The organism is Verrucomicrobiia bacterium (assembly GCA_035629335.1).
In the GTDB taxonomy this organism is placed as follows: Bacteria; Patescibacteriota; Saccharimonadia; order Saccharimonadales; family Saccharimonadaceae; genus DASUUR01.
Map to the genome: position 1 here is coordinate 827,527 of DASPIB010000001.1, position 24,139 is coordinate 851,665.

At 48.8% G+C, this 24,139-nt stretch carries 32 protein-coding genes; 9 read left to right on the plus strand and 23 right to left on the minus strand.

Features of this window, described 5'->3' with window-relative positions:
• Nucleotide 1 precedes the first annotated feature (1 nt).
• The 5 genes from VD907_04530 to VD907_04550 all read right to left on the minus strand — a co-directional run bounded on the left by VD907_04530 (nucleotide 2) and on the right by VD907_04550 (nucleotide 4,337).
• Nucleotides 2-1,753 (minus strand): penicillin-binding protein 2, encoded by a 1,752-nt coding sequence (locus VD907_04530; protein ID HYG84121.1) that lies wholly within the window; start codon nucleotides 1,751-1,753, stop codon nucleotides 2-4.
• Between the two features lie 18 nt (nucleotides 1,754-1,771).
• A complete protein-coding gene (locus VD907_04535; GenBank protein ID HYG84122.1) occupies nucleotides 1,772-2,125 on the minus strand; it encodes a hypothetical protein in 354 nt (117 codons plus the stop codon).
• Between the two features lie 167 nt (nucleotides 2,126-2,292).
• Nucleotides 2,293-3,192 carry a 16S rRNA (cytosine(1402)-N(4))-methyltransferase RsmH gene (gene rsmH / locus VD907_04540; protein ID HYG84123.1) on the minus strand — a complete coding sequence of 300 codons (900 nt, stop codon included), beginning with the start codon at nucleotides 3,190-3,192 and terminating at the stop codon, nucleotides 2,293-2,295.
• Nucleotides 3,193-3,512: 320 nt separating this feature from the next.
• A complete protein-coding gene (locus tag VD907_04545; protein HYG84124.1) occupies nucleotides 3,513-3,872 on the minus strand; it encodes a hypothetical protein in 360 nt (119 codons plus the stop codon).
• Nucleotides 3,873-4,115: 243 nt separating this feature from the next.
• The gene (locus tag VD907_04550) at nucleotides 4,116-4,337 is read right to left on the minus strand and encodes a hypothetical protein (GenBank protein ID HYG84125.1); all 222 of its coding nucleotides are present in this window, start codon (nucleotides 4,335-4,337) and stop codon (nucleotides 4,116-4,118) included.
• 141 nt (nucleotides 4,338-4,478) lie between these two features.
• On the opposite strand from VD907_04550, the gene VD907_04555 reads away from it, so the two are divergent.
• Together VD907_04555 and VD907_04560 are read left to right on the plus strand one after the other, a co-directional pair.
• Nucleotides 4,479-4,751 (plus strand): hypothetical protein, encoded by a 273-nt coding sequence (locus tag VD907_04555; GenBank protein ID HYG84126.1) that lies wholly within the window; start codon nucleotides 4,479-4,481, stop codon nucleotides 4,749-4,751.
• A gap of 20 nt (nucleotides 4,752-4,771) precedes the next feature.
• Complete coding sequence (locus VD907_04560) at nucleotides 4,772-5,038, plus strand: hypothetical protein (protein HYG84127.1); 267 nt, start codon at nucleotides 4,772-4,774, stop codon at nucleotides 5,036-5,038.
• Nucleotides 5,039-5,073: 35 nt separating this feature from the next.
• Here VD907_04560 and VD907_04565 read toward each other — a convergent pair whose 3' ends face one another.
• The gene (locus VD907_04565) at nucleotides 5,074-6,336 is read right to left on the minus strand and encodes a glycoside hydrolase family 1 protein (GenBank protein HYG84128.1); all 1,263 of its coding nucleotides are present in this window, start codon (nucleotides 6,334-6,336) and stop codon (nucleotides 5,074-5,076) included.
• Nucleotides 6,337-6,384: 48 nt separating this feature from the next.
• On the opposite strand from VD907_04565, the gene VD907_04570 reads away from it, so the two are divergent.
• Nucleotides 6,385-7,251: an LssY C-terminal domain-containing protein gene (locus VD907_04570; GenBank protein ID HYG84129.1), complete on the plus strand. Its 867-nt coding sequence runs from the start codon at nucleotides 6,385-6,387 to the stop codon at nucleotides 7,249-7,251.
• A gap of 39 nt (nucleotides 7,252-7,290) precedes the next feature.
• Here VD907_04570 and VD907_04575 read toward each other — a convergent pair whose 3' ends face one another.
• The 6 genes from VD907_04575 to VD907_04600 form a co-directional block, all read right to left on the minus strand.
• Nucleotides 7,291-8,058, minus strand: a complete 768-nt coding sequence (locus VD907_04575) for a hypothetical protein (GenBank protein ID HYG84130.1) — start codon at nucleotides 8,056-8,058, stop codon at nucleotides 7,291-7,293.
• Nucleotides 8,055-9,584: a PIF1 family DEAD/DEAH box helicase gene (locus VD907_04580; protein HYG84131.1), complete on the minus strand. Its 1,530-nt coding sequence runs from the start codon at nucleotides 9,582-9,584 to the stop codon at nucleotides 8,055-8,057. Before VD907_04580 ends, VD907_04575 begins: the two co-directional genes overlap by 4 nt.
• A 101-nt stretch (nucleotides 9,585-9,685) precedes the next feature.
• The gene (locus VD907_04585) at nucleotides 9,686-9,979 is read right to left on the minus strand and encodes a hypothetical protein (protein HYG84132.1); all 294 of its coding nucleotides are present in this window, start codon (nucleotides 9,977-9,979) and stop codon (nucleotides 9,686-9,688) included.
• 80 nt (nucleotides 9,980-10,059) lie between these two features.
• Complete coding sequence (locus tag VD907_04590; GenBank protein ID HYG84133.1) at nucleotides 10,060-10,413, minus strand: hypothetical protein; 354 nt, start codon at nucleotides 10,411-10,413, stop codon at nucleotides 10,060-10,062.
• Nucleotides 10,414-10,466: 53 nt separating this feature from the next.
• Nucleotides 10,467-11,450 carry a Kiwa anti-phage protein KwaB-like domain-containing protein gene (locus tag VD907_04595; protein HYG84134.1) on the minus strand — a complete coding sequence of 328 codons (984 nt, stop codon included), beginning with the start codon at nucleotides 11,448-11,450 and terminating at the stop codon, nucleotides 10,467-10,469.
• Nucleotides 11,451-11,534: 84 nt separating this feature from the next.
• On the minus strand, nucleotides 11,535-12,461 hold the full coding sequence (locus VD907_04600) for an RNase H family protein (protein ID HYG84135.1): 927 nt from the start codon (nucleotides 12,459-12,461) through the stop codon (nucleotides 11,535-11,537).
• A gap of 125 nt (nucleotides 12,462-12,586) precedes the next feature.
• On the opposite strand from VD907_04600, the gene VD907_04605 reads away from it, so the two are divergent.
• Complete coding sequence (locus tag VD907_04605) at nucleotides 12,587-12,859, plus strand: hypothetical protein (protein ID HYG84136.1); 273 nt, start codon at nucleotides 12,587-12,589, stop codon at nucleotides 12,857-12,859.
• A gap of 8 nt (nucleotides 12,860-12,867) precedes the next feature.
• Complete coding sequence (locus tag VD907_04610) at nucleotides 12,868-13,197, plus strand: hypothetical protein (GenBank protein ID HYG84137.1); 330 nt, start codon at nucleotides 12,868-12,870, stop codon at nucleotides 13,195-13,197.
• 59 nt (nucleotides 13,198-13,256) lie between these two features.
• Here VD907_04610 and VD907_04615 read toward each other — a convergent pair whose 3' ends face one another.
• On the minus strand, nucleotides 13,257-14,609 hold the full coding sequence (locus VD907_04615; GenBank protein ID HYG84138.1) for a glycine--tRNA ligase: 1,353 nt from the start codon (nucleotides 14,607-14,609) through the stop codon (nucleotides 13,257-13,259).
• Between the two features lie 118 nt (nucleotides 14,610-14,727).
• Here VD907_04615 and VD907_04620 point away from each other — a divergent pair, with 118 nt between their 5' ends.
• Nucleotides 14,728-15,462: a hypothetical protein gene (locus VD907_04620; GenBank protein HYG84139.1), complete on the plus strand. Its 735-nt coding sequence runs from the start codon at nucleotides 14,728-14,730 to the stop codon at nucleotides 15,460-15,462.
• Nucleotides 15,463-15,574: 112 nt separating this feature from the next.
• Nucleotides 15,575-15,844: a hypothetical protein gene (locus tag VD907_04625; GenBank protein ID HYG84140.1), complete on the plus strand. Its 270-nt coding sequence runs from the start codon at nucleotides 15,575-15,577 to the stop codon at nucleotides 15,842-15,844.
• Between the two features lie 36 nt (nucleotides 15,845-15,880).
• Here the strand turns inward: VD907_04625 and recO are convergent, their stop codons facing one another.
• From recO to VD907_04665, 8 genes are all read right to left on the minus strand, one after another.
• Nucleotides 15,881-16,558, minus strand: a complete 678-nt coding sequence (recO, locus tag VD907_04630) for a DNA repair protein RecO (GenBank protein ID HYG84141.1) — start codon at nucleotides 16,556-16,558, stop codon at nucleotides 15,881-15,883.
• Complete coding sequence (locus tag VD907_04635) at nucleotides 16,555-16,926, minus strand: response regulator (GenBank protein ID HYG84142.1); 372 nt, start codon at nucleotides 16,924-16,926, stop codon at nucleotides 16,555-16,557. The genes recO and VD907_04635 overlap by 4 nt, the downstream gene beginning before the upstream one ends.
• Nucleotides 16,919-17,659 carry a HAMP domain-containing sensor histidine kinase gene (locus VD907_04640; GenBank protein ID HYG84143.1) on the minus strand — a complete coding sequence of 247 codons (741 nt, stop codon included), beginning with the start codon at nucleotides 17,657-17,659 and terminating at the stop codon, nucleotides 16,919-16,921. The genes VD907_04635 and VD907_04640 overlap by 8 nt, the downstream gene beginning before the upstream one ends.
• Nucleotides 17,660-17,695: 36 nt before the next feature.
• Nucleotides 17,696-18,352: a hypothetical protein gene (locus VD907_04645; GenBank protein HYG84144.1), complete on the minus strand. Its 657-nt coding sequence runs from the start codon at nucleotides 18,350-18,352 to the stop codon at nucleotides 17,696-17,698.
• Nucleotides 18,353-18,515: 163 nt separating this feature from the next.
• Complete coding sequence (locus VD907_04650) at nucleotides 18,516-19,043, minus strand: hypothetical protein (protein HYG84145.1); 528 nt, start codon at nucleotides 19,041-19,043, stop codon at nucleotides 18,516-18,518.
• Nucleotides 19,043-19,258 carry an exodeoxyribonuclease VII small subunit gene (locus VD907_04655; GenBank protein HYG84146.1) on the minus strand — a complete coding sequence of 72 codons (216 nt, stop codon included), beginning with the start codon at nucleotides 19,256-19,258 and terminating at the stop codon, nucleotides 19,043-19,045. Before VD907_04655 ends, VD907_04650 begins: the two co-directional genes overlap by 1 nt.
• Nucleotides 19,242-20,366, minus strand: coding sequence for an exodeoxyribonuclease VII large subunit (xseA, locus tag VD907_04660; protein HYG84147.1), 1,125 nt, complete (start codon nucleotides 20,364-20,366; stop codon nucleotides 19,242-19,244). The genes VD907_04655 and xseA overlap by 17 nt, the downstream gene beginning before the upstream one ends.
• Nucleotides 20,347-21,378, minus strand: coding sequence for a lysylphosphatidylglycerol synthase transmembrane domain-containing protein (locus VD907_04665; GenBank protein HYG84148.1), 1,032 nt, complete (start codon nucleotides 21,376-21,378; stop codon nucleotides 20,347-20,349). The genes xseA and VD907_04665 overlap by 20 nt, the downstream gene beginning before the upstream one ends.
• A gap of 53 nt (nucleotides 21,379-21,431) precedes the next feature.
• Here VD907_04665 and VD907_04670 point away from each other — a divergent pair, with 53 nt between their 5' ends.
• Nucleotides 21,432-22,598, plus strand: coding sequence for a methyltransferase domain-containing protein (locus VD907_04670; protein ID HYG84149.1), 1,167 nt, complete (start codon nucleotides 21,432-21,434; stop codon nucleotides 22,596-22,598).
• 10 nt (nucleotides 22,599-22,608) lie between these two features.
• Entirely contained in the window at nucleotides 22,609-22,881 is a 273-nt protein-coding gene (locus tag VD907_04675) for a 50S ribosomal protein L27 (protein ID HYG84150.1), read from the plus strand.
• Nucleotides 22,882-22,948: 67 nt separating this feature from the next.
• Here VD907_04675 and VD907_04680 read toward each other — a convergent pair whose 3' ends face one another.
• Complete coding sequence (locus VD907_04680; protein HYG84151.1) at nucleotides 22,949-23,530, minus strand: hypothetical protein; 582 nt, start codon at nucleotides 23,528-23,530, stop codon at nucleotides 22,949-22,951.
• A gap of 219 nt (nucleotides 23,531-23,749) precedes the next feature.
• A complete protein-coding gene (locus VD907_04685; GenBank protein ID HYG84152.1) occupies nucleotides 23,750-24,130 on the minus strand; it encodes a response regulator in 381 nt (126 codons plus the stop codon).
• Nucleotides 24,131-24,139: the final 9 nt, after the last annotated feature.

Here is a 24,139-nt window from a genome sequence, read left to right on the forward strand (position 1 = left end):
CTTAGTTTCCCCTCGCTTTCAGTTTCATGTAATCGATCATCCAGTTAGAAATATCAGTAAAAATTGGCCCTGCTGCTGTCGTACCGGCATAGCCAGGAAGCTTTGAGTCTTTTACCTGCACCATTATGACATACTTCGGCTCAGTATCACCACCAAACCCAACGTAGCTCCCAATTGAATTAGCATCGGTGTATCTCCCTGTTGCCGGGTCAATAATCTCTGAGGTGCCCGTTTTTCCACCAACAAAATAGCCGCGGTCATTTCCCCCAAGCACACCTGCTTGCCGCGCCCGGTAGATCATATCCCTCAGCGTCGTCGAAACTTCTGGCTTCAAAACATTTTGCTTTACCACTTTTGGCGTTTCCTGCTTCACTGCGCCATCGGCACTCCGTGTGCCAGCAATCAAGTGTGGCTTGTAGTAGGTACCGCCATTGACTGCTGCCGAAAAAGCGGCTGCTACCTGCACCATTGTCAGGTCCATCCCCTGCCCAAATGTCATGTTGGCGTACCGAACATTGTTACCTTGTACATCAGTTGGTGGAATAACCACTCCGCGAGATTCTGCCGCCTGCTCGATACCAGTTTTCTTACCAAACATATAGTGATTGGTAAAGTAATCGTAAATAACATTGCGTGCCTTACGGTTGTAGCTGCCGTCGCCTAACTGCTGCATGATAAACACTACCCCTGTATTCAACGAGTACTGCAGGATATCAGTCATCGTGGCAGCCGGGCTGATTGGATCTTCTTCGACGTTCCGTATGATTCTATCTTCTACCTTTACGAAGCCTGGATTATTGAAAGTGGTGTGTGGAGTTACTACGCCCGTATCGAGGCCTACACCAACTGTCAGTGCCTTGATGACCGACCCAGCTTCATACGGCTCGCTAACTACATTGTTTTGAAACAGCCGATAATCTTCAACTTCGTAATATTTTTCTGGATTATAAGTCGGGAAATTAGCCATCGCCTTCACCGCTGCGGTTTTCGGATCCATCACAATAACGCTGCCTTTTGTTGCCCCTGCGCGTTTTAATCCGACTTCAAGGGCGGTTTCAGCATAGGCCTGAATATTGCGGTCGATGGTCAACACTAGATCATCGCCATTTTTAGCTGGCTTTCGGATGTCTTCACGACCAATAGTTAGCGGAATACGGCGCACATCAGTTACAGCTTGCAGTAAGCCGTCTTCGCCCTTAAGGCGGTCGTTAGCAGCCTCTTCAATGCCATACTGCCCTTTACCCTCACTGTTAACATACCCAAGCAATTGGGCCGCTAAACTGCCTTCTGGATACACGCGCCGATCACTTTCTTGCAAACCAACACCGGCTATCTCTTCTTTTTTTAGAAGCTCAGCTTGTTTACGGGTCAATTGGCGCGCCAGCACCGTGTAGCGAGACTGCTTGCTAGTTAAGCCGTCTTCAAAATCTTTTACCACCGTGCCGCCGGCAATTCTTCGTATGACTTCACTAATTTTACGCGGGTCTTCCACTTCGTGCGGGTCGGCATACGCTGTATACACCGGCTCATTGAGCACTAATGGCACCAAATTCTGGCCATCATGCGCATAAACTTTGCCCCGTTTAGCGGGAATTGTGAGCCGAGCCACCTGCTCTTTTTCAGCCTCTTCTCGGTAATGGGCGTGTTGAAGAATCTGTAAATTAAACAGCTGGCCGACAAAAATCACCACTAACACAAGCAGTCCTGTTGCCAGGACCCTTGATCGACTACTCTTCTGAAAACTAAGACTCATGATTCACTATTGTACGCGCTAATTACGAGCGGTTTCAACATTTGCCGGTGTAGTCATGCCCTGCGCAACGCTGCTTGATTCAACGCGCTCGAGCGCCTGCAAGCGGGCGTTTTCAACCTCAAGATCGCTCTTTTGGCTCATTAGTTCAGCCCGTTTTTGATCAAGATCGCTCAGCTCGTACCCATATGTACTGGTTTTGGTGATTTGGGTTAAGTATATGAGGCCAAGCACGGCGATCATGAGAGCTACCAGCACGGTATGAGTAACAGGGCCGAGCTTTGCACTTGGGCGAAAAGCCACGGTGTTTTGGTTCCGGCGCCATTGATGCTGGGAACGATTGCTTGCAAGTACGGCATTACGATTATAAGACATGTGGTGCTATCTTTATTTTATTAGTGTTTATTTTTTCTTGGTGGTGGCTCGCCCTTTGTTCGGGCAAGCCACCCTGTTTTTTAGACGCGTCTACCCGCGAGTAACGGTGATTTTAGTGGCGCGTGACTTGTCAACAACTACGATTGGCATAACAAGTCCTTTCTTTTTTATATTTTTATTTTCACTGCGGCGCGAAGCTTTGCACTTCGCGAACGCGGATTGTGAACGTCGTCGGTGGCACCTAAGATTGGTTTTTTCGTCAGTAACTTGAGCTCGGCTTCATACCCAGCGGCATCAGCTTCAGCGAAGTATCGCTTTACCAGCCTATCTTCTAGGCTATGGAAACTAATCACCCCTACCCTGCCGCCAGGGGTAAGTAACTGCGGCAATAAGGGCAAAGTTGACTCTACTTGCTCGAGCTCGTTATTGAGCGCAATCCGGAGTGCTTGAAAGGTACGCGTAGCCGGATGTATCTTGTGATACCCGCCACGATAAGTCTTGGCAATAACAGTTGCGAGTTCGGCTGTTGTATGGTGCGGACGCGACCGAATAATGGCCTCGGCAATACGCCCAGCCATACGCGGCGGTTCTTCACCGTAGCGAACAATAATGTTGACTAGCTGCTCTTTTGAGAACGTATTTACCAGGCGCTCAGCGGTAAGCTGTTCGCGTTGGTCCATACGCATATCTAGCGGTCCATTATGTTGGAAGGAAAACCCTCGCTCTGCTCTGTCAAGTTGCGGTGACGACACCCCCAAATCAACAAGCACAATATCAAATGTTTCGCCGGCCTCAACCAGTTGCTGAGCGGCAGTTTTAAAATCGGTATGCAAAAGACGCGCACCTTGCTGCGCCAGAGGCTGCAGCTCGGAAATCGCCATCTCATCACGATCAACCAGCGTCGCTAAATGAGCATCGCCAATTGCCGCAATGAACGCACGCGCATGACCGCCATAGCCAGCAGTAAGGTCGAGGTATTTCTCGCCCTTTTGTGGCTGCAGCACGTCGAGCGTACTTTTAAGCAAGACCGGAATGTGGAGTTGTTGTGGTGGATGTTGTTTTCTCATAGTCGAGGTCACCTATCTGGTAGTCAGTATGTTTGTTTTTGTGCGAAAATATTTTTGTTTTTGTGGTGTTGCCTTTTTGTGTCGTTAGTAAGGGCTGTTACAGAAACAACTCGAAAGTAGAACACAAGGGAAGGCAACAAGTGAGAGACTTATGTGTGAGGTGGAGTTTTTTGGGAGGTGTTTTAAGTAAGGTTCCACGACCATTTTATAGGTGGCGGCCGTTTTCGTCCACCACTGACTACCAGATAGCTGACCTCGAGAGTCATTCCTAAAGTTTCGCTATCTGTTTTTACCAAATTGTGAAGGTGCGATTTTGAACGCTAGCCAGCGATTATTCGCCAGTACGCCCCTGCCCTAACTGCCCGGACCGTTTTATCGATATGGGCATACTCGAGCAAATGCTGCTCGATAGTGACACGCCCCTGCTTCATATCGAGCGAGGCTTCGGTCTTGCCCATCCGGAACTTAACGTTCAGATCGGCGATTTTTTCATCGAGGATACTGCCGGTTAAGGCTGGTTCGACTTCTTTGTCCCACACCTGTTTTGGATATAAGTGGAGGTAGTCGCCGAACCCTTGGGTTAACACGACTCCGCTCGCAAACTCAGCCCGAAGTTCCGCCGGTATAGTTAACCGACGCTTTTCGTCAAGCTTGCGTTCGAAATAATCGAGTGTGGCCATTGGTTCCTTTGATGATTGGTTATTTTACGTTCGTGGTTTTTATTTTTTCTGGTGGTGTTACCCACCGCTACCCACTGAACTCAGTTTAATACCCACCACTACCCACTGCAATACCCAAAAATAGTTTTCCACAACCTCCACTGGGTGGTTATCCACATATTTGTGGATAACATGACTCATTAACAGTATAAAAAGAAATCCACAGCTTTTGATGGCTGTGGATTTCTTTTTATAGTCCCCCTTTTAACCAAATAAGAACGATACTACCTGAGCGTTATAGCGGTCGGTCACCTGAAGTGCTAGCCAACCGGTAAAAACAAAGGCGTTCATAAACACCGATACTAGTAGCGCTGCGTTTTTGAAATCTTCAAAAGCATAGTTCCGCATATCAGCGGTTGGCGCCGCTGCGGCCGTGGTGGTTATTTTTTTAGTTGTGTTTGTCGCTTTTTTTGTGTTTTCTTTCATAATACCTTCATGTTATCATGCTTAAGCTTAAATGTCAACCATTATATACTATTCTGGACGATTTAGCTTGCCTATGATTTGAAATTGAACTTGAGATAGGCTACACTATGGATGTCTTATCGATTTGATTTTGGAGGAGTTATGGCTCGTCTGACCGTTCCTGTGATTAAGGTGAACCAAGCAACGCCAGAACAGGCAATTACTACTTTCCTCTCACGCGTACAGCAGTTCGTGCAGGATAATGGTCTCCGTGCTGGTGCCGAATTTTCGGTAGCAGCTCAAGTTGAGGAGGTCGAGACGAGTAGGATAATCTTTCATCTTGGCTTTAGCGACATCACTCGGTACGGTGTAATGTTTGCAGGGTGGAGGCGTGACAAGATTGGCCGCGAGACCTTTGGGTTTACGGTTGCCTAAGATACTGAACGGGGTACGAAATGGGTCGCCGAGCGGTCGAAGAAATCGTCGAACTAACATCAGCCAGCTTAGAACAAAATTTCGAGCTCATCCTGACTGCCGCCACGAATAAACTTAAGAACCTGCCGAGTGACCGGCGTGTGGAATGCGTTGTCCAAGTTACCGGTAAGCGAATCGATCATTTCCATTGCCATCAACTTGGCGTCCAGACCAATGAAACCAGCCAGCTAATTTTTGTGAGCTGTGATCATAGGGAGTATAGTAGCTTTGGCTTTGTTCGAAAATAGCTTTTACGGTGCTGTCCCAAAACGGGTCAGCGCCATTATTTTTTATCCCTCAATCGCTTGACTACAAGCGCAAACCAGGCCGCGCTTTTACGTGGCGTCCGCGCGCCAGTTTTGTAGTCAACCGCAAATAAACCAAATCGTGGCCATTTGCCATACGCCCATTCAAAATTATCCAGCAAGCTCCAATGCAGGTAACCAAGCAGCTTAACGCCACTAGCCTGTGCTTTATGTAGGGCAAGCAACGTTTGGGTAATCCACCACTGTCGATGCTCATCTTTTTCGTCGGCCAGGCCATTTTCAGTAATCATAATTGGCACACCAAAATTGACATACAAGCGTTCCACGACGTCCTGAATCTTGTCGGGTTCCATCGCCCAGCCTAGATCGCTTAGCTTGTCTTCGGGGTTGTGTGCTCGGTAGCCGTAATAGCGATTCGCAAAATAGTAGTTCAGACCAATCCAATCAAGATGCCGACGCGTCAGCCGTAAGAAAAGATCATCGCCTTTCTGTGCGAGCTGTGCTGTCAGCCGCGTGAGCCAGGCGTCATCACCTGGGTAATGGTGAGCGGCATTTGTACTCAAGCCTACCTTAAACCGCCGGCTCATACCATGCGCGAGCTTAGCAACTTTTTTATGCGCTGCCACCAAGTTCAGATACACTTTTAGTGCCGGCCACTTGCTGGTTTTATTGGGCGGCCATGACCCATCGCGCCACCCCTGGTACACATATACCTCGGGTTCGTTCATCGTGATCACATAGCGCACGTGTTGGCCCAGTTCGCTCAGTACTTTTTCAGCAAACCGAACAAAATATTTATTGTTAGCCCGTTTTTCAAACCCCCCTTTTTCTTCGAACCATGCCGGTAACGTAAAATGAAATAACGTCATGATCGGTTCGATTTCTTTGGCTTTTAGCGCGGCAATATATTCTTTATAAAAAGTAATACCTTCCGGGCTCCACTTGCCTTCTTCTGGTTCGATCCGTGACCATTCAATACTAAAACGGAAGGCATTCATGTGCATTTTCTTTAGCAGTCTGAAATCTTCTTCATAGTTATGAAAGTGATCAACAGCTTTGCCAGATATGTAATTGTCAGGATTAGTTGCCTGTTGCTGTATTTCGTCCCACCGTGGCAACCAGGTTTGTTTATATTCGGCCTGTTTTGCCAGGCTCTTGGCATTCTCGAGTTCCCAACGGGTCCATTGATTGTCTGTGCCGCCTTCAACTTGATGGGCGCTAACTGACGTGCCCCATAAGAATTTTTTAGGAAATTGTAACGGTAATTGTTTCTGGCTCATGTTTTACTATTATACCGCTTCCTGCCGTCTTGAGGTACAATGGTGGATATGTTCGGACTCGTATTCCGCCTACTATGGCGGTTGTTGGTGTTTATTATTGCGGTTGTCACCGCGTACGCAACCTTTTTTCTGCTGGTGCCAATTTTAGATGGCAAGATTCCCCTGCTTGGTATTTTGATTATTATCTATATCTGGATTGCCTATGTGGCTATTCCTGGCTTAATGCGGGTGTGGCGAATTGCGATTAAACCGAATCATATTCCACTCTACGCCACCACCTCTGATGGTTGGCCGTCGGATCCGGTCAATATTGCTGTTGTATGCCGCTCTGAAAAGCAGCTGATCCGCAGCATGGAAGCCGCCGGTTGGACGATCGCCGATAAAGTGACCTTAAAATCGGCGGTTATTATGGCCTGGGCCACAATATTCAATCGCCCCTACCCTGCCGCTCCATTTAGTAGCCTGTATCTTTTTGGGCGACGCCAGGATATCGGTTTTCAGATCCAGGAAGGCACGCCGCCAACGCCCCGACACCGCCACCATATTCGTCTATGGCGGTTGTCCGACGAACATCAACCTCACGCTCATCAATCATTCTGGGAAAAGGTTTTTCGAGGTTTGGTGCAGGGTCGTCGTGAAATCTGGATTGGCGCTGCCACCCATGACATCGGGCCGTTTGCGATTCGTATGCGCAACTTCCAAATTACACACCAGATTGATAGCGATACTGAGCGCGAGCGTGATTTTGTTATTAGTACTCTGCAGGCAGCCGATAAGCTACGCGATACCACTATTGTAACTGCTGGCGAACAGCTAGCTTTCCGCGGGCAAACCTTTGGCGTCAATATCATTACTGATGGCACGCTCAAGGTAGTGCAACTGGGTCAGCCGCTATTTTCTAAATTAAAGAAATAATCAATGTCCAACTATTTTAGGTAAGCGCATAAGTTGACTTTACGAAACACCGGCGTACTGTCTTATCTCGTGCTCAGATACTAAGCCCATCAGGTAAAGGACGCTGATCAGGCGCTTTTCGTGGTCGGTATCGCCGGTTAACAGGCCCTCGGTTGCCTCTTGATCCAAGACAGTGAGTGAGCGACCCTCGGGAAAAGTACGGGCTGTCATGCTGTTCATAAAGGCCAGCCGCGCCGAACTATAAGCGGGAGGTTCGGCTTCACCCTGCGGCTGATGCTGCACCTTAACACTGGCAACATACAACCGGGACACGGGCAAGTCGCGTTGAAGGACGTATTTGTACCCTTCGGTATAAATAACACTTTTCGCCGTCAAAAGTTCAGCAAAGTCTTCGGCGGTCATATAGCCATTTCTATATTGGGCTTCAAAGACAGTGTGCATTTGGTGCAGAAATGGCTCACCGGCCTTTTGTTTATCATAAACATACGACAATTCGTGCGAGATTTCATAGGTCAACCCTGGCAGCGGTTGTCGCTCGGAGTCAATTTGGCTGTGTAGCGCTAGCCTTTGGATATACGGATCGCCATGCTTTGGGGTAATTTGGCGCGCCTGCACCAGTCTTACTGTGCCTTCGTTCGTCACCTTACGTTCCTGAGCAGCGTCTTCGGGTAAGATACCAACCCGCTCGTGAGCTGGTGCTACCAGGTAATCGATTAAGCGGTTTGTTTCAGCAATTTCTAATTCCCTAAAATAGTCAGGGGGGCGCAGAACATCCGGAACAAAGAAGTGTTCGCCACGTTCGCTCATGAGGCTGCCTCTCCGTTTATCACTACATCTTCGCCATAATGCTTCTGGAGGCGCATTATAATTGAATTTTTATGGCGACCGAGTAGCTGACTCAGTGTTTCGATGGCCTCGCCTTGCAGGAACTTCTCTTTTAGCGCTGCGTCGTCCTCGGGTTTCCACGGGCGGTAGGCGTTGGGGTAAGTTTGGCGCATTTTTTCAATTTTTTCGCTCCAGGAGGACGCTGAAGTTGTCTTATCTTTTACAATTTCTTTCTTTGCCTGTTCTCGAAGATGTGCAAACTTTTGAGCATGGGTGGCCGACTGCTCCCTTAGAGTGGCATCGATTTTTAAAGCATCTGCGCTGACCTTCAGGGCCATACGGTTAATATCAACAAGGCTCAGCGTTTCCAGATTACGAACCCGGCTTAAAGCCACATACCCCATCCCTTCCACAAAAGCCCTTGCGAGGTCAATCCGGGCAGCATCGAGCGTCATACCCTGGCTTTTGTGCACCGTGATTGCCCAGGCTAAACGCAGCGGTATTTGTGTCAGCGATGCCCGCTTTCGCGTGCCATCGCGCAGTTCCCAGGTGTCGGGCAGCATGGTAACGGTTTTGCCGTTGCGCAGCTCCACAATTGGGTAATTGGTACCCTTTTCAAATTCGATCACTTTTCCAATCGAACCATTAACATATCGACGTTCGGGGCTGTTTTTTATACACATGACTAAAGCGCCTTTTCGGAGGCGAAGTTCTTCAGGCGCCAGGCACGACCGTTTTAAGCTTTCGACGTAATTTTCCGAGCCGGTGGTTTCCATCGAAAACACTATTTCGTCGCCGGGAAGCTCATTTAATTTTTGGTTATTGATGCGATTAACATCAATATTAACGGTATGTAGTTCGGTGACTTCCTGATCGCCCGGTAGTTGGGCGTTTCGGCGGCCAAGAAGCGCCTCGGCGTGTCGACGGCGAATATCGCCCGCACGAAGAGCGTTTAGAATATCGAGGAATTGGCCGTCATTTTGCCGATACTGTTCTTCGAGGTAGCAAATCACCGGCGAGATTTCTTCCCAGGCAGCTGAATGCACAATAAATCGCCCCTGCTGGTTTTCGCTGCGGTTGACTGGCGGCAACTGAAAAAAGTCACCACACAAAATCACCTGCATCCCACCAAAGGGCGCGTCGTTTTTTCGGACGGTTTTTGCGATGTCGTTCACCAGATCGAGGCGGAAATCATGCAGCATCGATACTTCATCGATGATAAGAATATCGGTTTTCTCAATAATTTCCCGACGACCTTTAGGAAGATACTCAAAGAAACGCTCGGGCAAGCTATCATGAATGCCCATACCACTCCAGGCGTGGATGGTTGCTCCGCCTAAATGAGACGCCGCCAGTCCAGTGGTCGCCGTCACGGCAACGTATTTTTTCTGACTTTTTGCTCGTCGAATAAACTCATTTAACACAAATGTCTTCCCTGAACCCGCCGGTCCGGTAAGAAAAACATTCTCGCCCACACTCATAATCTCGAGAGCCAAAGTTTGATCCATGCTGCTATTGTACCGCTTAAAAACCGCCTGCAGGATGAAAAACTGGAATTTACAACAAAAAGTGTCCTGCCGAAGGAATCTCGACAGGACATGAAGCTTCGCTACTGTTGCCGGCGATTTGCGGCGAGTGTCGCCACAATGGCTTCGGTGGCTTCGGCAGCCTCACGGAAGGCAGCGTGCGCAGCGTCAAGCTCGCTGTCAGGTAGCGCCCCTTTCTCCAGCTTAGCTAGGAAGGGGTCGCTCTGCACCCTCGCCTGCTCATACCGTTGCCAAAGTGACCGATTCTGCTCTTGGCTCGTCGCGAGTTCCCTTGGAGGATATCCATTTCGTTCTTCAGCTGCCATCAGCCACCGAGCTTGCATGGCGAGAAGTTGTTTGAACTTATTGGTGTCCATTACAATCCCTTCAATAATCGGCGCCATCCCATCTACAATACTCTAGTTACTGACGATATGCAAAACGAACTAGCGGGAATTTAGTGAGTGCTTCTTTCTCCTAGGGCGCGAGCAACTTCTTCTAACGTAGTCACGATCCTCTTAAGCCGACGATCTTGCTCACGATCTTGTCGCTTTGCCTCTTCGCGGAGCGCAGCAGGTAGCCGCAAGCTTGCCTTCATTTCTTCCAGCGACAAATGCGCCCCCACCTTCTTAACAAGGCGAAGGTACTCTGCCTCCACGCTGGCCATCTCTTCAAGAATAGAGGCGTAGCGTACGTACAATTCTGGCTTCTGTCGCAGAACGGCCGCGAGTTGGCGCTGATCTGCGCTACCGATAGCCTGAACAGCCGCACTAACCCTCTCGAGCAGCTCACCACTAGTTGCAGCTTGCATTCCTCCTCCTAAATCGAGTGAAGCCCAAAGGATAGTATAGCAAAATTTAAGATTTATAAGCTACCGGGAGCAGGGCTCGACTCATCTTCAGCGGCTTCGTCAAGCGGTTTTTTGCTTTTTACCTCGTAGCGAATGCCGGTAACATCACTGGTGATATAGTCGTCATTCAAAAGGTTTACAAAAGTATCAAGATCGTTGCCGTCCATAATAATAATCGCTCCAGCGTCGTCGACCATTAGTTCAAGGCCCATTTCTTCGGCATGGTCAATCAGTTGCTCTTGCTTTATAAGCGTTGGGTTAATCTTTTGTAATTTGGTAACGGTTTTTTTACGCTCCCGGACTAAGCTTTGAAGATCCATACCCTCTGGAAAACTTAGCGAAAAATGGGCCGTGATTTCTTTGGCTTTTTTCTCGGCCAGCGCTTGCTTTTTGTAATCGTAGTCAAATAAGCGCTCGAATTTGCTTTGGCTAAAGACAAATATATCGCTACCCACAACCAGCACTTGGTTGTCTGGCGGCATTTTTAAGCCGGCATCAGCCGCAAACGGCCGAAAGCTGCCATCAATAAATTCCCAGGACACTGCACCTTTAAGAATTTGCGACTGCTGCAGCTGCTTAATAACGTAAAAATGACCTTTCTCTTTGTGCGAAAACCGCGCAACCACGCCTTTCAAGCGTTTAAATTCGTGGTCTTGCTCCGAAAAAGGCACAATTTCGTGACGCGAGTGTTCGATGGTATGCAGCAGAGTTTCCGCCCGCCCTACTTTGTCGAGCTTGGTGCGCAGCAGCACGTTTTCTTCGGCTTCGCTTAGCTCGAAATCTCGTACACTTAGCCCCATACCAGCGCCCTTATTGACAAAATTCATGAGCTCGAACAAAAATAATGGCTTTATTTGGGCGTTCAATTCAGCGCTGAAACCCGCCAGATACGGCGTGTAGTTTTTGTTGAACAGAAAAAACTCAACATCAAGCTCGTTTTTAATAGCGTCAGTAGTGTTGGCCCACAAAAAAATATCAGTTAACTGAGGTTCATCCATGTCGATTCCTTATTTAGCGGCTGGTTCGTATCACAATTGCTGTTTAGTATAGCGGTAATTTTAGCAAGATGCTAGTGCTTGCCTTTAGGCACCAGCTACAGCAGGCTCTGGTCGCCATTCCTGACGCGAGATGGTTTTATCAAAATGTACCTCATCAAATAGCACCAGTAAGCGTGGCGGGCATTTGTATAGCCAGTGTTGGTTTTTTCCGGCGAGGAAGTTTTCATAAAAATCTTGACCAATGCCATATTTTGAAACGTAGGCCTGCATAACTTCGGCGATTTCTGGTTCGTGGCGCACCACTTCAGCCCTGCCCTCGCCTTGAATGCCGACCACCGGCTTGTCGTGCTTTACCGCCATGGCAAAGGCCACCTTATCGTGACATTCGATCTCTTGGCTATGGCGTCGCGACGGCAAGCTAAGCCAGTACACATTACCGCGAACATATACGTAATGCACCGTACAGACCCAGGGTTGATCATTGTTTACCGTTGCCAGCTGCATTAGTCGGCCCCCAAGCAAATACTGGTTAATTAGTTCTGGCACCTGAGGCGGTTCTTCGTGCGTGGCTGCGGTAGTAATAGCCAGCGACTCGCCCTTTTTAAAACGTTCGCGAGCGATATTGGCCCATTCATCGGCCAAAATATTACCCGGGTCATCGGCGTGGCCGCGCACCCAGGTAAGCGTGGCGTTAGAATTGCGGTACAGCGGCGCTACTTCCTGGACGATTTCAAGGTTTTTAATGTCGCCGCCTTTTTTCTTCCAGCCATTTTTTTCCCAGGTTATGGACCATTTGGTAATCACGTTCACCCAAAATTCACTATCGGTGTAAATTTGGCATTCTGCGCCATCAGCATCCTTGAGAGCGGCAATGATTGCCTTGCCTTCCATGCGAATATTGGTAGATACTTTTTCAGCGCCCAGGAGTATCGGCTGCATATTTTTGATCACTGCAAAACCACCCGGACCGGGGTTAGGGCTACAGCTGCCGTCGGTGTAGTAGGTTATCATATGTGTCTATTATACAAGGTTTAGCGTTGGGTTATTGCGTGCTTTGAGCAACATCTTATTGTGATTCCTCTGGAGAAATAGTATACTTCAAACTTGGCAGTCAAACGCACAAGACAGGAACCGGCATGCAGCTCTGTACTGTTGCAAGAGTTTGGGCTGATGGCGAGAAATGGTACGTTCTACTCAATTTGCCACCCCTGGGTAGTTCGGTGTCGGAGCAAATGGCAGCCCTTCTGGGTGATACTCCTCATTCAATCCGATGCACTGTTCGATCAAATAATCAATTCGTGGTTGAGCTTCACCCGGGGGCGGCTGAATCGTCTGAGCAGGCACACGACCGCGGAGAAGCATTGTGTGTTTATGCCACTACCCTGATCGCTACCAACTACCTTAAATAGGATAAGCGTTGAAGTTTGAACATGCCCATAACCATGATCTGCTCTCTCCGGACGGTAAGAAGGTGCTTGCCGCTGGCGTACTTGTTTCGATGTCCGGCTCGAAGGAGAAACTCCAGAAATTGATCGATCAATATCCACAACAGGATAAACTCATCGAGGCTACTGATCGGCTCATCTCACCACGGGGCGAAATTCAGAGCGTGGGAATCTATCCCAACAAGGGATTGATGTCTGTATGGATCACTCAGTCTCGTATCCCAGGTATGCGTACTAGCTATGGCGAGCTATCGGAGCTTGCTGTGATAGCCGCAACCGAACTTATGAGGAAAGTCTTGTGAGAAGCCGCTAGCAATGCGTCGGCCTGCCCAAAAGTAAGGGCAGGCCACTTTTAATCAACCTAAATCTCAGTAACTGGGTGGCGTGTCTGTTCGGTCGTATCGCGATCACGCACGGTAACGGTGCCGTCTTCAAGCGTCTGAAAGTCAATCACAACACAATATGGCGTGCCGATTTCATCCTGACGGCGATAGCGCTTGCCAATATTACCATTGTCGTCCCACATAACGGCGCCGTATTTTTTCTTTAGTGCCGTAAACACTTCGCGGGCTTTTTCCACTAATTCAGGCTTGTTTTTGAGCAGTGGCGACACCGCAAAGCGCACCGGCGCTAAGTGTTCGGGCAATTTCAGTAGTACGCGTTTTTCGCCGTTGACTTCGTCTTCGGCGTAGGCTTCACTGAGCACTGCGAGCAGCGTGCGGTCGAGCCCAAAGGTTGGTTCAATCACGTGCGGAATTAGCTTTTCATTGGTACCTTTCACCAAATACTGCATATTAACCCCGCTATGTTTCATGTGGTTTGAAAGATCATAATCGGTCCGGTAAGCCACAGCGCCGATCTCTTTTACGCCAAACGGAAAGGCATATTCAAAATCGATTGTTCGCTTACTATAATGCGCTCGGTCTTCGACTGGCACTTCGAGCTCATAAAGTTTATCGAGCGGCAAACCTAATGCCTGAATCCATTCGTGAAATTTTGTTCGCCAATATTCAAACTGCTCTTCCCAAGTGTTTGGGTGGATGAAGTATTCAAATTCCATGAGGTCGAATTCGCGCACACGAAAAATAAATTCGCGCGGGCTAATTTCGTTACGGAATGCGCGGCCAATCTGGGCTACGCCAAACGGTAAATCTGGGTAAAAAGTATCAACAATATTGCGATAATTAACAAACATCGCTTGGGCGTTTTCGGGGCGTAAGTAGGCTTTCGACTTTTCATCGTGAATCGGCCCAACGTTCGTTTCAAACATCAAGTTGAACACGCGGACGTCACTTAAATCGTTACCGTCGGGGCTTTTTATACCCTTTTCACGAATCACGCGGTTCATTTCGTCATACGATAACGCTTCTGGGTTTTCTACGCCGTTTTCTTCGAGTAAGTGATCGGCACGGTATCGTTTTTTAGTTTTCACATCTTCTACCAAAGGATCAGCGAAGCCCGCTCCGGTGTGACCACTCGCCTGCCAAACTTTCTGATTCATCAAAATGGCGGCGTCAAGCCCGTACATATCTTCACGATCTTCGACAAATAACTTCCACCAGAGATTGCTAATGTTGCGCTTCAAGGCAACGCCAAGCGGACCATAATCCCAGGTTCCGGCCAGACCACCATAAATCTCAGAACCCTGGTAAATGAACCCGCGGCGCTTAGCTAAGCTGACGATATCTTCAAGTGCAGTAGTTTTTTGTGACATATTGCAGTTATTATAACAGAGAGACGCCTAAAATTAATGGCTCGACGTATCGTATTGAATAATGTCGCTAAGTTGTGTACGATAAAATTCCGGTGATCTAGACGAGACGAGGAGTGACATGTCTACCTACGACGTCGATGTCCAAAGGGCAATCTGCCTCTTGAATCAGGGAAAGCGTACCACGGGCCTGGAAATGCTTGAAGGTGCCATTAAGCGGTGCCCTGAGCGTTTCGAAGCACACCACTTGAAGGCAATCACTTTGCGCCTGATGGGGCCGGTGCGTTTCCACGAAGCTGAGGAGGCGTTTGCTACTGCCCGTAGTCGAGCCAGCAGCAATTTCGATGCAGCGCGTATCGATCGTGACCACGGACAGTTGAAGATGGATGGTGGTGCGTTCGAAGAAGCGCACCGATTCTTCAAGCAGTCACTTGAGCTTCTTAAGAAGGCTGAGACGGCCAGCGAAAGGCCTGAAGAAACCATTTGGTTGGAGCGCGAGGCCACCAATAGCTTCTTGGGGCTGTTGCGCTATGAACAGGGTGACCGCCTGGCTGGGCTTAACCTGCTGCGATCCGCCGTGCAAGGGCTTGACGGCCACCAGCCGTATGAGCTCAACGCGCGCATTAGACTGATGAAGGCGGAGTCGCTGGTGCGCCGCCTAGCGATGACGCCAAAGACCTTTTACCAGAGCATCAGGGCGAAGCACGTCGAACGCTGCTTGGAAGTTTTGCTGCTTTGCTTCGGCGGAGCGCGCCTCCACCGGCGGCTACTGCCAGCGGCACGACAGCTGTCGGGCAAGGCCAAGTTGGCTCAGCATACCGTCGACAAGTTCAAGCGGCTCAAGAACTTCCGCTAATCGCCCGCCTACCCTCGCTTCGGCGAGGGTTTACCATATGTGGTTATTCTTATAGAATATAGTTGTCATCGACTGTTGGGATAATCTTGTGAGCCATTCTTTCGAAGAAGCCATGTCCCGGGTTATGGCCGCTTACAACAGCGGAAATTTCGAAGCCGCGGCTTTTTGGACTCGGTGCCTGCCCCACTTTTGGCGCAAGCTAATCGAAGGTATTTGTTTGTGTCGGTTGAAAGATATGTCCGGCGGTGATGCATCACTGTGGCTAGCCGTGGGCTATGCCAGCTCGCGTCAGCAACGAAATCTTGTCCGTCTAGTGATCCTCTATTTCTTTAGGGACTTTTACGGCTCACAAAAAGATTTCATCGATTCACTGAAGGTGTAGCCGCCCGCCCCGTCACCAAGACGGGGCATCTTCATGCTATTGGTCGTGTTGGCGCAGTACCCATAAACATTCCGAAATCAAACTCTCGATGCCTCCCACCTGCGATACCGCTTTGGGTGAGTTATCTTGGAGTAATCGCAGTAGTTTAATGTGCTCACTCGTCACTGAACCATTAGTTTGCGACTTAAGCCCCATTTCCGTCGCATCATATATATACTGTTCAGCCAACTGTAGCGCTCCACCAGCACTATCGGTCCGAAGATTAAGCCCGTGGCCGAGCAAGTGCGTATACTGCAAACGGTACCACAACTCTACTAAATCTTTGGGGATTTTTTCGTCATTTAAAGCACTCAGCGCTTCTTTTGTTAAGAAGTACCACTCAGGCTCTGGCACTAGCTCTACAGCACTGCTAATTCTTTTTAAGATATCGTAGGCCAGCTGCATCCGATCATAGTCTTTTAGTATATGAACAAAAAATGTATGCAATCTCGCCCCTGTTAAAATGCTAACATCGCTTTTTGTTGTCGGTTGTACATTTACTTCCGTGATTGCCAGTAGTTCGATCCCGCCGGCAAGTTTACTTTTTTCACGCCGGACACCTTTTGCCATGGCGGCTATTTTTCCGTGCTGTGGGGTGAGTAACTGAATTATTCGGTCAGCTTCGCCGTAATTTGTACGCCTTAACACAATTGCTTCGGTTCGGATCGGCTTCATATTACTACTCCGTTCACTGCTGCCCGTATTTTTTGGGGCGTTATGGTAGCCTTATCGAGCACCTGCTTTACACCATAATGGGCGAGTATCTGACTATTTTTGTGCATGTGTTCGAGACTGGTACACAGTATTACTGGTATCCTCGCCGTATCGTCATGCGACTGCAACTCATGTAATAAGGTGATGCCATTGGCACCATCAAGCAGTACATCAAGCAGTATGCTATCTGGCTGAAAGCTATCTATAGCTTCCATCGCGGCTTCCGCTGACGTCACGCGTAAAGCAGTATAATCATGCTTCAATAAAAAAAGATACAAGTCACCTTGCCATATGTCGTCTTCAACAATTAGAACACGTTTTTTACTCATAGGCTAAAAGACTCAGCTGTTTTGAGGCCGGCATATCAACATAAAAGGTCACGCCACCGCGCTGATGCCGCTGAACACCAAGACTACCACGCATTGCAGCAGCAAACTTGCTGGCCACATACAAACCTAGCCCGCTGCTTTGCGGCCGGCCCGCTACTGGCTGCGCCGACTTACCTAGCCGACTGGCTAGCTTTTTAAAAACATCTGCCGGCATGCCTGTGCCATGATCACGCACAGCAATCCGAATGCTCTCGTGGCTTTTGTGCACCTTTAATTCAAGTGGTGCACGCGTTTGGGCATAGGCAAGCGAGTTATCACACAAGCCTAAAATAACTGCCCGCAGCAACTCGCTATTTGCCACAGCAATTGGCGGCTGCTTACCTTTTAGGTGCAGTGCAATGTGCCTATTACCAGCTTTTGCTAGCGGTAGCAGCTCATGGCTCACTTGCTGGCAAACGTGTGCCACGTTCACTGGCTCTAATTGAAACAAAGCATCTTCAAGGCGAGCATGCTTGGTTAAAAGCCCAACCAGCCGCAAAGAACGTTCGCTTGTGAGAGTAATCCGATTGAGCAGTTCCTGTTGTTCGGTAGGTGTTGTGCCACCCTCCTGAAGAACCAGCGATAATTGCCGAATCAACGCCAGTGGCGCCTTTAATTCATGAGCCGCCGCCGTAATCGCGGGCAGCGAAAACTCTTGCCCCATCATCTCGCCAGTACCATCTTTTGCGCTCATCTCTCTTTTAAGTGTAGCGTAAGCGAACCGTTTTTTCTACGGGTTAAAACTAAGTGTCTTTAAAATAATCTTGTCGAAGTCGTTTTTGAAGATGGTCGCATCGGTAGCAAGCATCAAAGTTTTATCCCGCACCTTAAACACCACCATCGATCCTTCAATGTCGTTCGAGAATTTGCCATCCAGTCGCGTTCCGGTGAAACCGCTGGCAGTAATGGCTGAACTGCGCAGTTCACCGCGCTTGACCGCTGTTTCGTGCGTTTTTAAGATTGACTCGTAGCTGCGATCTTCCACAATTACGCGCAGGGCAAACTGTTGGCTGGGCCGTACCATCGGCACCGTGTTTGGATTTAAATAAGCTTCATAGCGGCCGTTTTCGCCATTTTTCCCAATGTAAACACTCCAGGTCTTCGGGTAATCAAACTCTACTCGTCCGAGGTCATCGGGCCCAATAAAGCGCCGATATGGTTCTTTCTCCCTTTCGGCAAATTTGTCTTCATCTTCAAGCGCTTGTTCCCGCTTGGCTTCTGCTACGGCAATTGCCACTTTAGAATCGACATTATTTTTCTGATCGTTATAATTCACCAGCGCCCACACCATCACTGCGCCAAAGCCCGCCGCAAGCACGCCGAGCACAATCGTCATAACAAGCAGGCCGTTCAGGCTTCCTTGTTGTAAAAAGTCTTTGTTTTGCATGCTCTTACTATAAGAGGCGGCTGGGGTTTTGTAAAGCTTATGGCTTTAGAGCGATTTGTCTATGGAGAATAGAGGCTGACACCTCGCCATCATAGACGTCAGTGTTTTCCACTGCAACGCAGCGAGCTGCTTGCGAGCGAAGAGTGTCTATAATGGCGAGGTGTCAGCCTCTATTCTTGCGTTCGGTTGCAAACTCATAAAGTACCATTGCCCCAACCTTCTTCTGTGGTGGTATGTCCGGTAGCTCAAAGCCATAACTTATAAAGTACAGTGGCTGTTTTCTGGCTTTGGCCTGCTCCAACAAGAAACGCTCCATCTTGGCAATATCTCTCCCCTCCAAAAAGGCGTAGACTACGGTTGTCTCTGGTGGCAGTGTCTGACGCCAAAAGTCTTTCCAGCGCACTACCATTCGCGAACCATACTTTCTTCCGAGCCATTTCGCCACCAATACCAGCAGCGGGTTAAGTTCGTAGCCGACTGCTTTCGCTCCCCGCTCGGCCGCTGCCCGTAGCACAACCCCGTCGCCCGCGCCGACATCTATGACCACATCGGTGGGCTTTAGCTGGTATAGTTCATCGAAGGCTTGGTTTAGCTGACGTTTTCGGGTGGGCACATACGGCGCGCCCCAAAACACTACCAATAAAAAACAAGCAACTATAGCCCCGCCAATCCACAAAATGGCTTCAGGCATTATGCCGCTTGGTCCTGGTCAAAACGCTCTTTTAAAACGGTAATTTCATTTTTTAGGCTGCCAACCCGAGTTTCAATTTGGCGCGCTAAAATATCGGCAACTTTAAATTTTTCTAGTGCCTCTTCAAGGTCAATATCTGGTTGATCGAACCACTCCAGTAACTCCTGAAGTTCGGCGATTTGCTGTTTAAGTGACGATTTATTTTTGGCTGACATCAATAACTCCTGCAGTTATTATAGCTTTTTCTAATTCAACGGTCAGCTTTTGGCCTGGCTTAACCTCTTCGGCATTGCCTCTTACCACTATGCCCGCCTCGGTGCGCACCAGGCTATATCCACGGTTCAGTACTGTTCGCGGATTAATTTGGCCCAGGGTTTGCTGCATGTTTTTGTGCGTTTCAACTAGTTGCCCAAGTTTGGCTTCAAGGTGCCGAAGCATATGCCCAACAGCATGGCGAGAAACCTGGCTTAGCTCATCGTAACGGTTACAAATCACTTTTGCCGTGCGCGACATCATTAGCTGCTGTTGACGCAGTAGTTCGCTACGGTCAGGCACCAATAATTGTGCGGCGTTGCTCGGTGTGGCGGCGCGCACATCGCACACCATGTCGGCGAGCGAAGTGTCCACTTCGTGTCCGACTCCCACGAGTGTAACTACCCGGCTGGCAGCAATTGCCCGAGCCAGCGGTTCATCGTTGAAGGCGGCTAAATCGTCGGCGCTGCCACCACCTCGTAGTAGCACCACTACCTCTGGTGGCTCAGCCATTTCGTTAAAGTGTTCTAATGCCCGCATAATCTGGCCTGGCGCGGCCATCCCTTGCACCTGCACGTGGGCTACATCAATCCGCATGCCACCCCAGCGATCGTTTAAAATTTTAATAAAATCAGCATAGCCGGCAGCTTGAGTTGAAGAGATCACCCCGATGTGCTCCGGAAACATTGGCAAAGATCGTTTGCGAGCTTCGTCAAACAGCCCTTCGGCTTGCAGCTTCTTCACTAGCAGCTCAAAAGCGCGTTTTAAGCTTCCTTCACCCACCGGCCGCACTTCTCGTACGGTCATGCTGAATTTACCCCAGGCGGTAATTTTGGGCTGTGCGACCACCATCACCTTCATGCCGTCTTCAAGTGGTTGTCGTAATTGCCAAACGGTCATAAAACATGGCATGGTCGATTGGTCATCTTTAAGGTCGAAAAACACATATTTGCCCTGATTCACTTTAAAAGACGACACCTCACCCACGACTGTCACCGCTGGGTACGCATAATCAAGCGTTTGGTTTATAAGGGCGATGCAATCGGTAACGCTAAGCTGGACGTTTTCCATACTTCAAAATCGTTAACTGATAAAAAATGTACCCAAAGACGATCGTCCCCATAATAAGCAGCACTCGAGCTAGCAGTGTGCCAAGAATAGCCACCTCGGGGTTTACGCCGGCTGAAGCCAAGAAAGCGATCATAATCGCCTCGTAAACCCCTGCGCCGCCTGGTGTAACCGTTAAGGCGCTGACAATCGAAGAAATACCAAAGGCAATCAGGATCATGGCCGGATTAGCCCACACGCCGAGCGACAAGAAGGCAATACATAGCAGCGCTACATCGGCAATATTGGCAATTGTCGCCCAGATATACGGCACGATAAGAATCTTCTTTTCCTTTCGCAGCTCTAGGTAGTCTTGGTGTAGCTCTTCTAAGAATCGTTCAATCGTTTCATAAGCAATAATTTCTTTGCGCTTTTTGCGACTCACAATACGAACAACTTTATTACCAATTCCCGCCACCCAGTGGGCGAATTTCTTTAAACGCCGTTCGCTTTTTATGATGTACAGCGTGGCGATACTAGCAAACGCTGCCGATAACACCAACCCAGCGCTTAACAGCCACACCAGCGCATTCATGGCGCCATCAAAGGCTACCACTATCACCGCAATTATCAGAAGCATCACAAATGATATAAACGTAAAAGCAAAGCGCACAATTTGCGCCATGGTGGCCCGGCCAGGCTTTACGCCGTGTTTACTCAGCAACCAGCCAAGATAAGAAAATCCTACTGCGCCGCCACTCGGCAAAATATGGTTAACAAAATTTAATTCGAGCGCGATACGGGTCATCTGCCAGTGCGTTAAGTGCTTAACGTTGCCTTTTGCTCGCAAATACGAAAAAATAATCGCCCCAGTGGCATAATAACTAAATATTTGCACCGGAATCATCCAAAATAAAATGCCAAGATTTACCTGCCCAAGCAATTGCCATGCCTGAATAAGCTCATCCCGAGCGAAGTAAATCACCCCAATTAAGAGCACAAGTGTAATAATGCTAACCCAAGTTTTGAACTTCATACCCCTACATTATAGCCCACCAGGCACCAAACTTAGGTATAATAAGTAGCAACATGACAATTTGTATTTTAGGACGGCAGCCCGGGCTCGCCTTGGCGGAACTTGAAAGTGTATTCGGCAGCGCCAAAATAACACCGGTAGCGCCAAACGTCGCGGTGCTCGATATACCCGTTGCCGAGGTGCTTCAGCGGCCCTTAGGTGGCGTGATGAAGATTGGTGAGATAATTGATAGCGTCCCCACTACTTCATGGGAAACAGCTGGTAAACGAGCCGTGCGCCACTTCCAAGCCCTACGGCTGGAAGGCAAGTTGACTTTGGGCATTAGTGCCTATAACTTTACAATTTCGCCGCGCGATGTGCAGAAAACCGGCCTGATTATTAAACAGCGCCTTAAGAAGACCGGCAGTTCAGTGCGACTCATCCCTAATACTGAGAGCGCCCTCAACACTGCACAAGTGCTCCATAACAAGCTCGGAACAGCCGCCAATAAGCATGAGTTGATCGTGAGTGCCACCAGCGCTGGCCAAACGCTCTTGGCCCTCACCAAGCACGTGCAAGATATCGAGGCTTACACTTTTCGTGACCGCAGCCGCCCAAAGCGCGACGCTTATGTTGGTATGCTGCCACCAAAACTCGCTCAGACCATGATTAACCTCGTAGGCGCCCAGAAAAAGGCGCCCTCTCGCCTTCTCGACCCCTTCTGTGGTACCGGTGTTGTACTGCAAGAAGCCGCTTTACTTGGCTATGAAGTTTACGGCACTGATATCAGTGATAAAATGGTTCGCTATACCCAGGAAAATCTCGACTGGCTCCAGCGAACACATCGTATTTCTTTTCATTACACCGCTGAACAGGCCGATGCTACCACTGCCACCTGGAAGCCACCAGTTGACGCCGTGGTCTGTGAAACGTATCTCGGAAAGCCCCTTAGTAGCGAGCCGTCAGCCGAAACATTGGCAGCAATTAAACACGAGTGCCACACTATTACAAAAAAGTTTTTAGAAAATCTTACCCCACAAATCGCCGCGGGCACTCGCCTCTGTATCGCCGTACCTGCTTGGCACACCAAAAAAGGCATCGAGCATATTTCGACACTTGACGACCTCAAGAATATTGGCTATAATCGAATAGATTTTATACACGCATCCCGCGAGGAAATGATCTACCACCGTGAGGGACAGATTGTTGGGCGTGAATTATTAGTACTGATTAAGGAGTAATTAAAGTAATATGTCACACGTGAAAGCCGGCGGTAGCGCCAAAAACGTCCGCAACTCACCCGGCCAACGATTAGGCGTTAAGCGTTTCGGCGGCCAAGTCGTTAATAACGGCGAAGTATTAGTTCGCCAAGTCGGCGCCACCAAGGTTGCCGGCCCTGGAACTTACATGAGCCGTAACTTCACTATCCATGCTGCTAAAGATGGCGTGGTGAGCTTCCAAAAAGTAAAAGTTCGCCGATTCACCGGCAAAACTGCTACTCGTACTCAAGTTATTGTAAAATAAACAAACATTCTTACAATTAGAAAGGCGCCTCCGTTTAAAGAAGGCGCTTTTCTTTTTTGTACCAATATTATTCTTCAAATTTTTTGCGTTCAGGATTCCGGTAAGCGCTTTCCATCGAGGGAAGTGCAAAAACGCCATTGATAATTCTGTTATCAAGCACTTTGCCAACCACTGCTCGTCCGAAGCGTTTAGCACGCTGGCGGAATAATGGCTGGTCTTTCTCAATCACTCCCGCTTTGGCCGCTTCGGCTGACGCTGGGCGCGTTCGGTGGCGTGGTAAAGCAATGTCTTCACCACGTGCAGGCTTGGTAAGCTCCAGAGGGCTATCGATAGCAGTCGAGCTGCCACTTACAGCGCGGTGGACGCCCTGGAGCGCGCGCATCGCCACCCGGCCAAGCTTCGAGCGAAGACTTAATTCGGAGAATTTGACCTCTTCGATAGCGCCGGTAGACGCTTCAGCAGGTGGGATATTCTCTTTCGTTTCTGGCAACTCAGCTTCTGGCGCTTTTAGTGTTTGAACAATTCCTTCAAATTGTCGGTCAACCTCAGTATCACTGAAACGATCATTAAGAGTAACTTCAGCACTCCCAATCACACCATCGTTATCGACGAGTGGGCTATGTTCGGGTACTGAGGAGAGTGTATTCATGCTGGTTCTTCTATTACTTACTTTAGATTCTATCACAAAACATAATAAAAGTCAATTAGCCATAAGCAGCTTCAGCAAAGCTCAGAGTAATTAACATACAGCTGCCTGTTATAACAGGGAGGTTCTGCTCTTAATAGTTGCGCATGCTTATGAGAAGCTCTTATAAGTGCACGACCACCCTACCCTTACCAATTAATTGGTATCTTTCACTGAGGTAGCTTAGTTTAGCCCGAGATGATGCTTTATACGTGCTACTACATCGCCAATCACAACCTGCGATTTCACGAGGTAATCATCAACCCCAAGCGCTTCGGCGCGTTCTTTATCTTTTGGTTGACTTAAGGCGGTAAGCATAATGATCTTGATGTTAGCGGTTTCTGGGGTATTACGAAGAATGTCCAAAACATCAAAACCGCCGATTTTAGGCATCATGGCGTCGAGCACCACAAGATCCGGGTGAAAGGCAACAGCCGTCGACAGGGCATCTTCGCCGTTATGCACCACACTGACGGCAAAGCCTTCGAGCTCAAGCCGCGATTTATAGACGCTGGCAAGTGCGGTATCGTCTTCAACAAGGAGAATTTTCTTTTTGGATTCCATACTGCTTTA

What these genes read in the sequence shown, in the direction of transcription:
- VD907_04645 (HYG84144.1), bottom strand. Translation starts at nt 18,352, where the DNA reads ATGCAAAACAAAGACTTTTTACAACAAGGAAGCCTGAACGGCCTGCTT.
- VD907_04570 (HYG84129.1), top strand. Translation starts at nt 6,385, where the DNA reads ATGTTCGGACTCGTATTCCGCCTACTATGGCGGTTGTTGGTGTTTATT.
- VD907_04675 (HYG84150.1), top strand. Translation starts at nt 22,609, where the DNA reads ATGTCACACGTGAAAGCCGGCGGTAGCGCCAAAAACGTCCGCAACTCA.
- VD907_04550 (HYG84125.1), bottom strand. Translation starts at nt 4,337, where the DNA reads ATGAAAGAAAACACAAAAAAAGCGACAAACACAACTAAAAAAATAACC.
- VD907_04545 (HYG84124.1), bottom strand. Translation starts at nt 3,872, where the DNA reads ATGGCCACACTCGATTATTTCGAACGCAAGCTTGACGAAAAGCGTCGG.
- VD907_04620 (HYG84139.1), top strand. Translation starts at nt 14,728, where the DNA reads ATGTCTACCTACGACGTCGATGTCCAAAGGGCAATCTGCCTCTTGAAT.
- VD907_04535 (HYG84122.1), bottom strand. Translation starts at nt 2,125, where the DNA reads ATGTCTTATAATCGTAATGCCGTACTTGCAAGCAATCGTTCCCAGCAT.
- recO (HYG84141.1), bottom strand. Translation starts at nt 16,558, where the DNA reads ATGAAGCCGATCCGAACCGAAGCAATTGTGTTAAGGCGTACAAATTAC.
- VD907_04670 (HYG84149.1), top strand. Translation starts at nt 21,432, where the DNA reads ATGACAATTTGTATTTTAGGACGGCAGCCCGGGCTCGCCTTGGCGGAA.
- VD907_04650 (HYG84145.1), bottom strand. Translation starts at nt 19,043, where the DNA reads ATGCCTGAAGCCATTTTGTGGATTGGCGGGGCTATAGTTGCTTGTTTT.
- VD907_04625 (HYG84140.1), top strand. Translation starts at nt 15,575, where the DNA reads ATGTCCCGGGTTATGGCCGCTTACAACAGCGGAAATTTCGAAGCCGCG.
- rsmH (HYG84123.1), bottom strand. Translation starts at nt 3,192, where the DNA reads ATGAGAAAACAACATCCACCACAACAACTCCACATTCCGGTCTTGCTT.
- VD907_04560 (HYG84127.1), top strand. Translation starts at nt 4,772, where the DNA reads ATGGGTCGCCGAGCGGTCGAAGAAATCGTCGAACTAACATCAGCCAGC.
- VD907_04565 (HYG84128.1), bottom strand. Translation starts at nt 6,336, where the DNA reads ATGAGCCAGAAACAATTACCGTTACAATTTCCTAAAAAATTCTTATGG.
- VD907_04580 (HYG84131.1), bottom strand. Translation starts at nt 9,584, where the DNA reads ATGGATCAAACTTTGGCTCTCGAGATTATGAGTGTGGGCGAGAATGTT.
- VD907_04680 (HYG84151.1), bottom strand. Translation starts at nt 23,530, where the DNA reads ATGAATACACTCTCCTCAGTACCCGAACATAGCCCACTCGTCGATAAC.
- VD907_04685 (HYG84152.1), bottom strand. Translation starts at nt 24,130, where the DNA reads ATGGAATCCAAAAAGAAAATTCTCCTTGTTGAAGACGATACCGCACTT.
- VD907_04640 (HYG84143.1), bottom strand. Translation starts at nt 17,659, where the DNA reads ATGAGCGCAAAAGATGGTACTGGCGAGATGATGGGGCAAGAGTTTTCG.
- VD907_04585 (HYG84132.1), bottom strand. Translation starts at nt 9,979, where the DNA reads ATGGACACCAATAAGTTCAAACAACTTCTCGCCATGCAAGCTCGGTGG.
- VD907_04655 (HYG84146.1), bottom strand. Translation starts at nt 19,258, where the DNA reads ATGTCAGCCAAAAATAAATCGTCACTTAAACAGCAAATCGCCGAACTT.
- VD907_04555 (HYG84126.1), top strand. Translation starts at nt 4,479, where the DNA reads ATGGCTCGTCTGACCGTTCCTGTGATTAAGGTGAACCAAGCAACGCCA.
- VD907_04665 (HYG84148.1), bottom strand. Translation starts at nt 21,378, where the DNA reads ATGAAGTTCAAAACTTGGGTTAGCATTATTACACTTGTGCTCTTAATT.
- VD907_04605 (HYG84136.1), top strand. Translation starts at nt 12,587, where the DNA reads ATGCAGCTCTGTACTGTTGCAAGAGTTTGGGCTGATGGCGAGAAATGG.
- VD907_04635 (HYG84142.1), bottom strand. Translation starts at nt 16,926, where the DNA reads ATGAGTAAAAAACGTGTTCTAATTGTTGAAGACGACATATGGCAAGGT.
- VD907_04530 (HYG84121.1), bottom strand. Translation starts at nt 1,753, where the DNA reads ATGAGTCTTAGTTTTCAGAAGAGTAGTCGATCAAGGGTCCTGGCAACA.
- VD907_04600 (HYG84135.1), bottom strand. Translation starts at nt 12,461, where the DNA reads ATGATAACCTACTACACCGACGGCAGCTGTAGCCCTAACCCCGGTCCG.
- VD907_04590 (HYG84133.1), bottom strand. Translation starts at nt 10,413, where the DNA reads ATGCAAGCTGCAACTAGTGGTGAGCTGCTCGAGAGGGTTAGTGCGGCT.
- VD907_04615 (HYG84138.1), bottom strand. Translation starts at nt 14,609, where the DNA reads ATGTCACAAAAAACTACTGCACTTGAAGATATCGTCAGCTTAGCTAAG.
- VD907_04575 (HYG84130.1), bottom strand. Translation starts at nt 8,058, where the DNA reads ATGAGCGAACGTGGCGAACACTTCTTTGTTCCGGATGTTCTGCGCCCC.
- VD907_04595 (HYG84134.1), bottom strand. Translation starts at nt 11,450, where the DNA reads ATGGATGAACCTCAGTTAACTGATATTTTTTTGTGGGCCAACACTACT.
- xseA (HYG84147.1), bottom strand. Translation starts at nt 20,366, where the DNA reads ATGGAAAACGTCCAGCTTAGCGTTACCGATTGCATCGCCCTTATAAAC.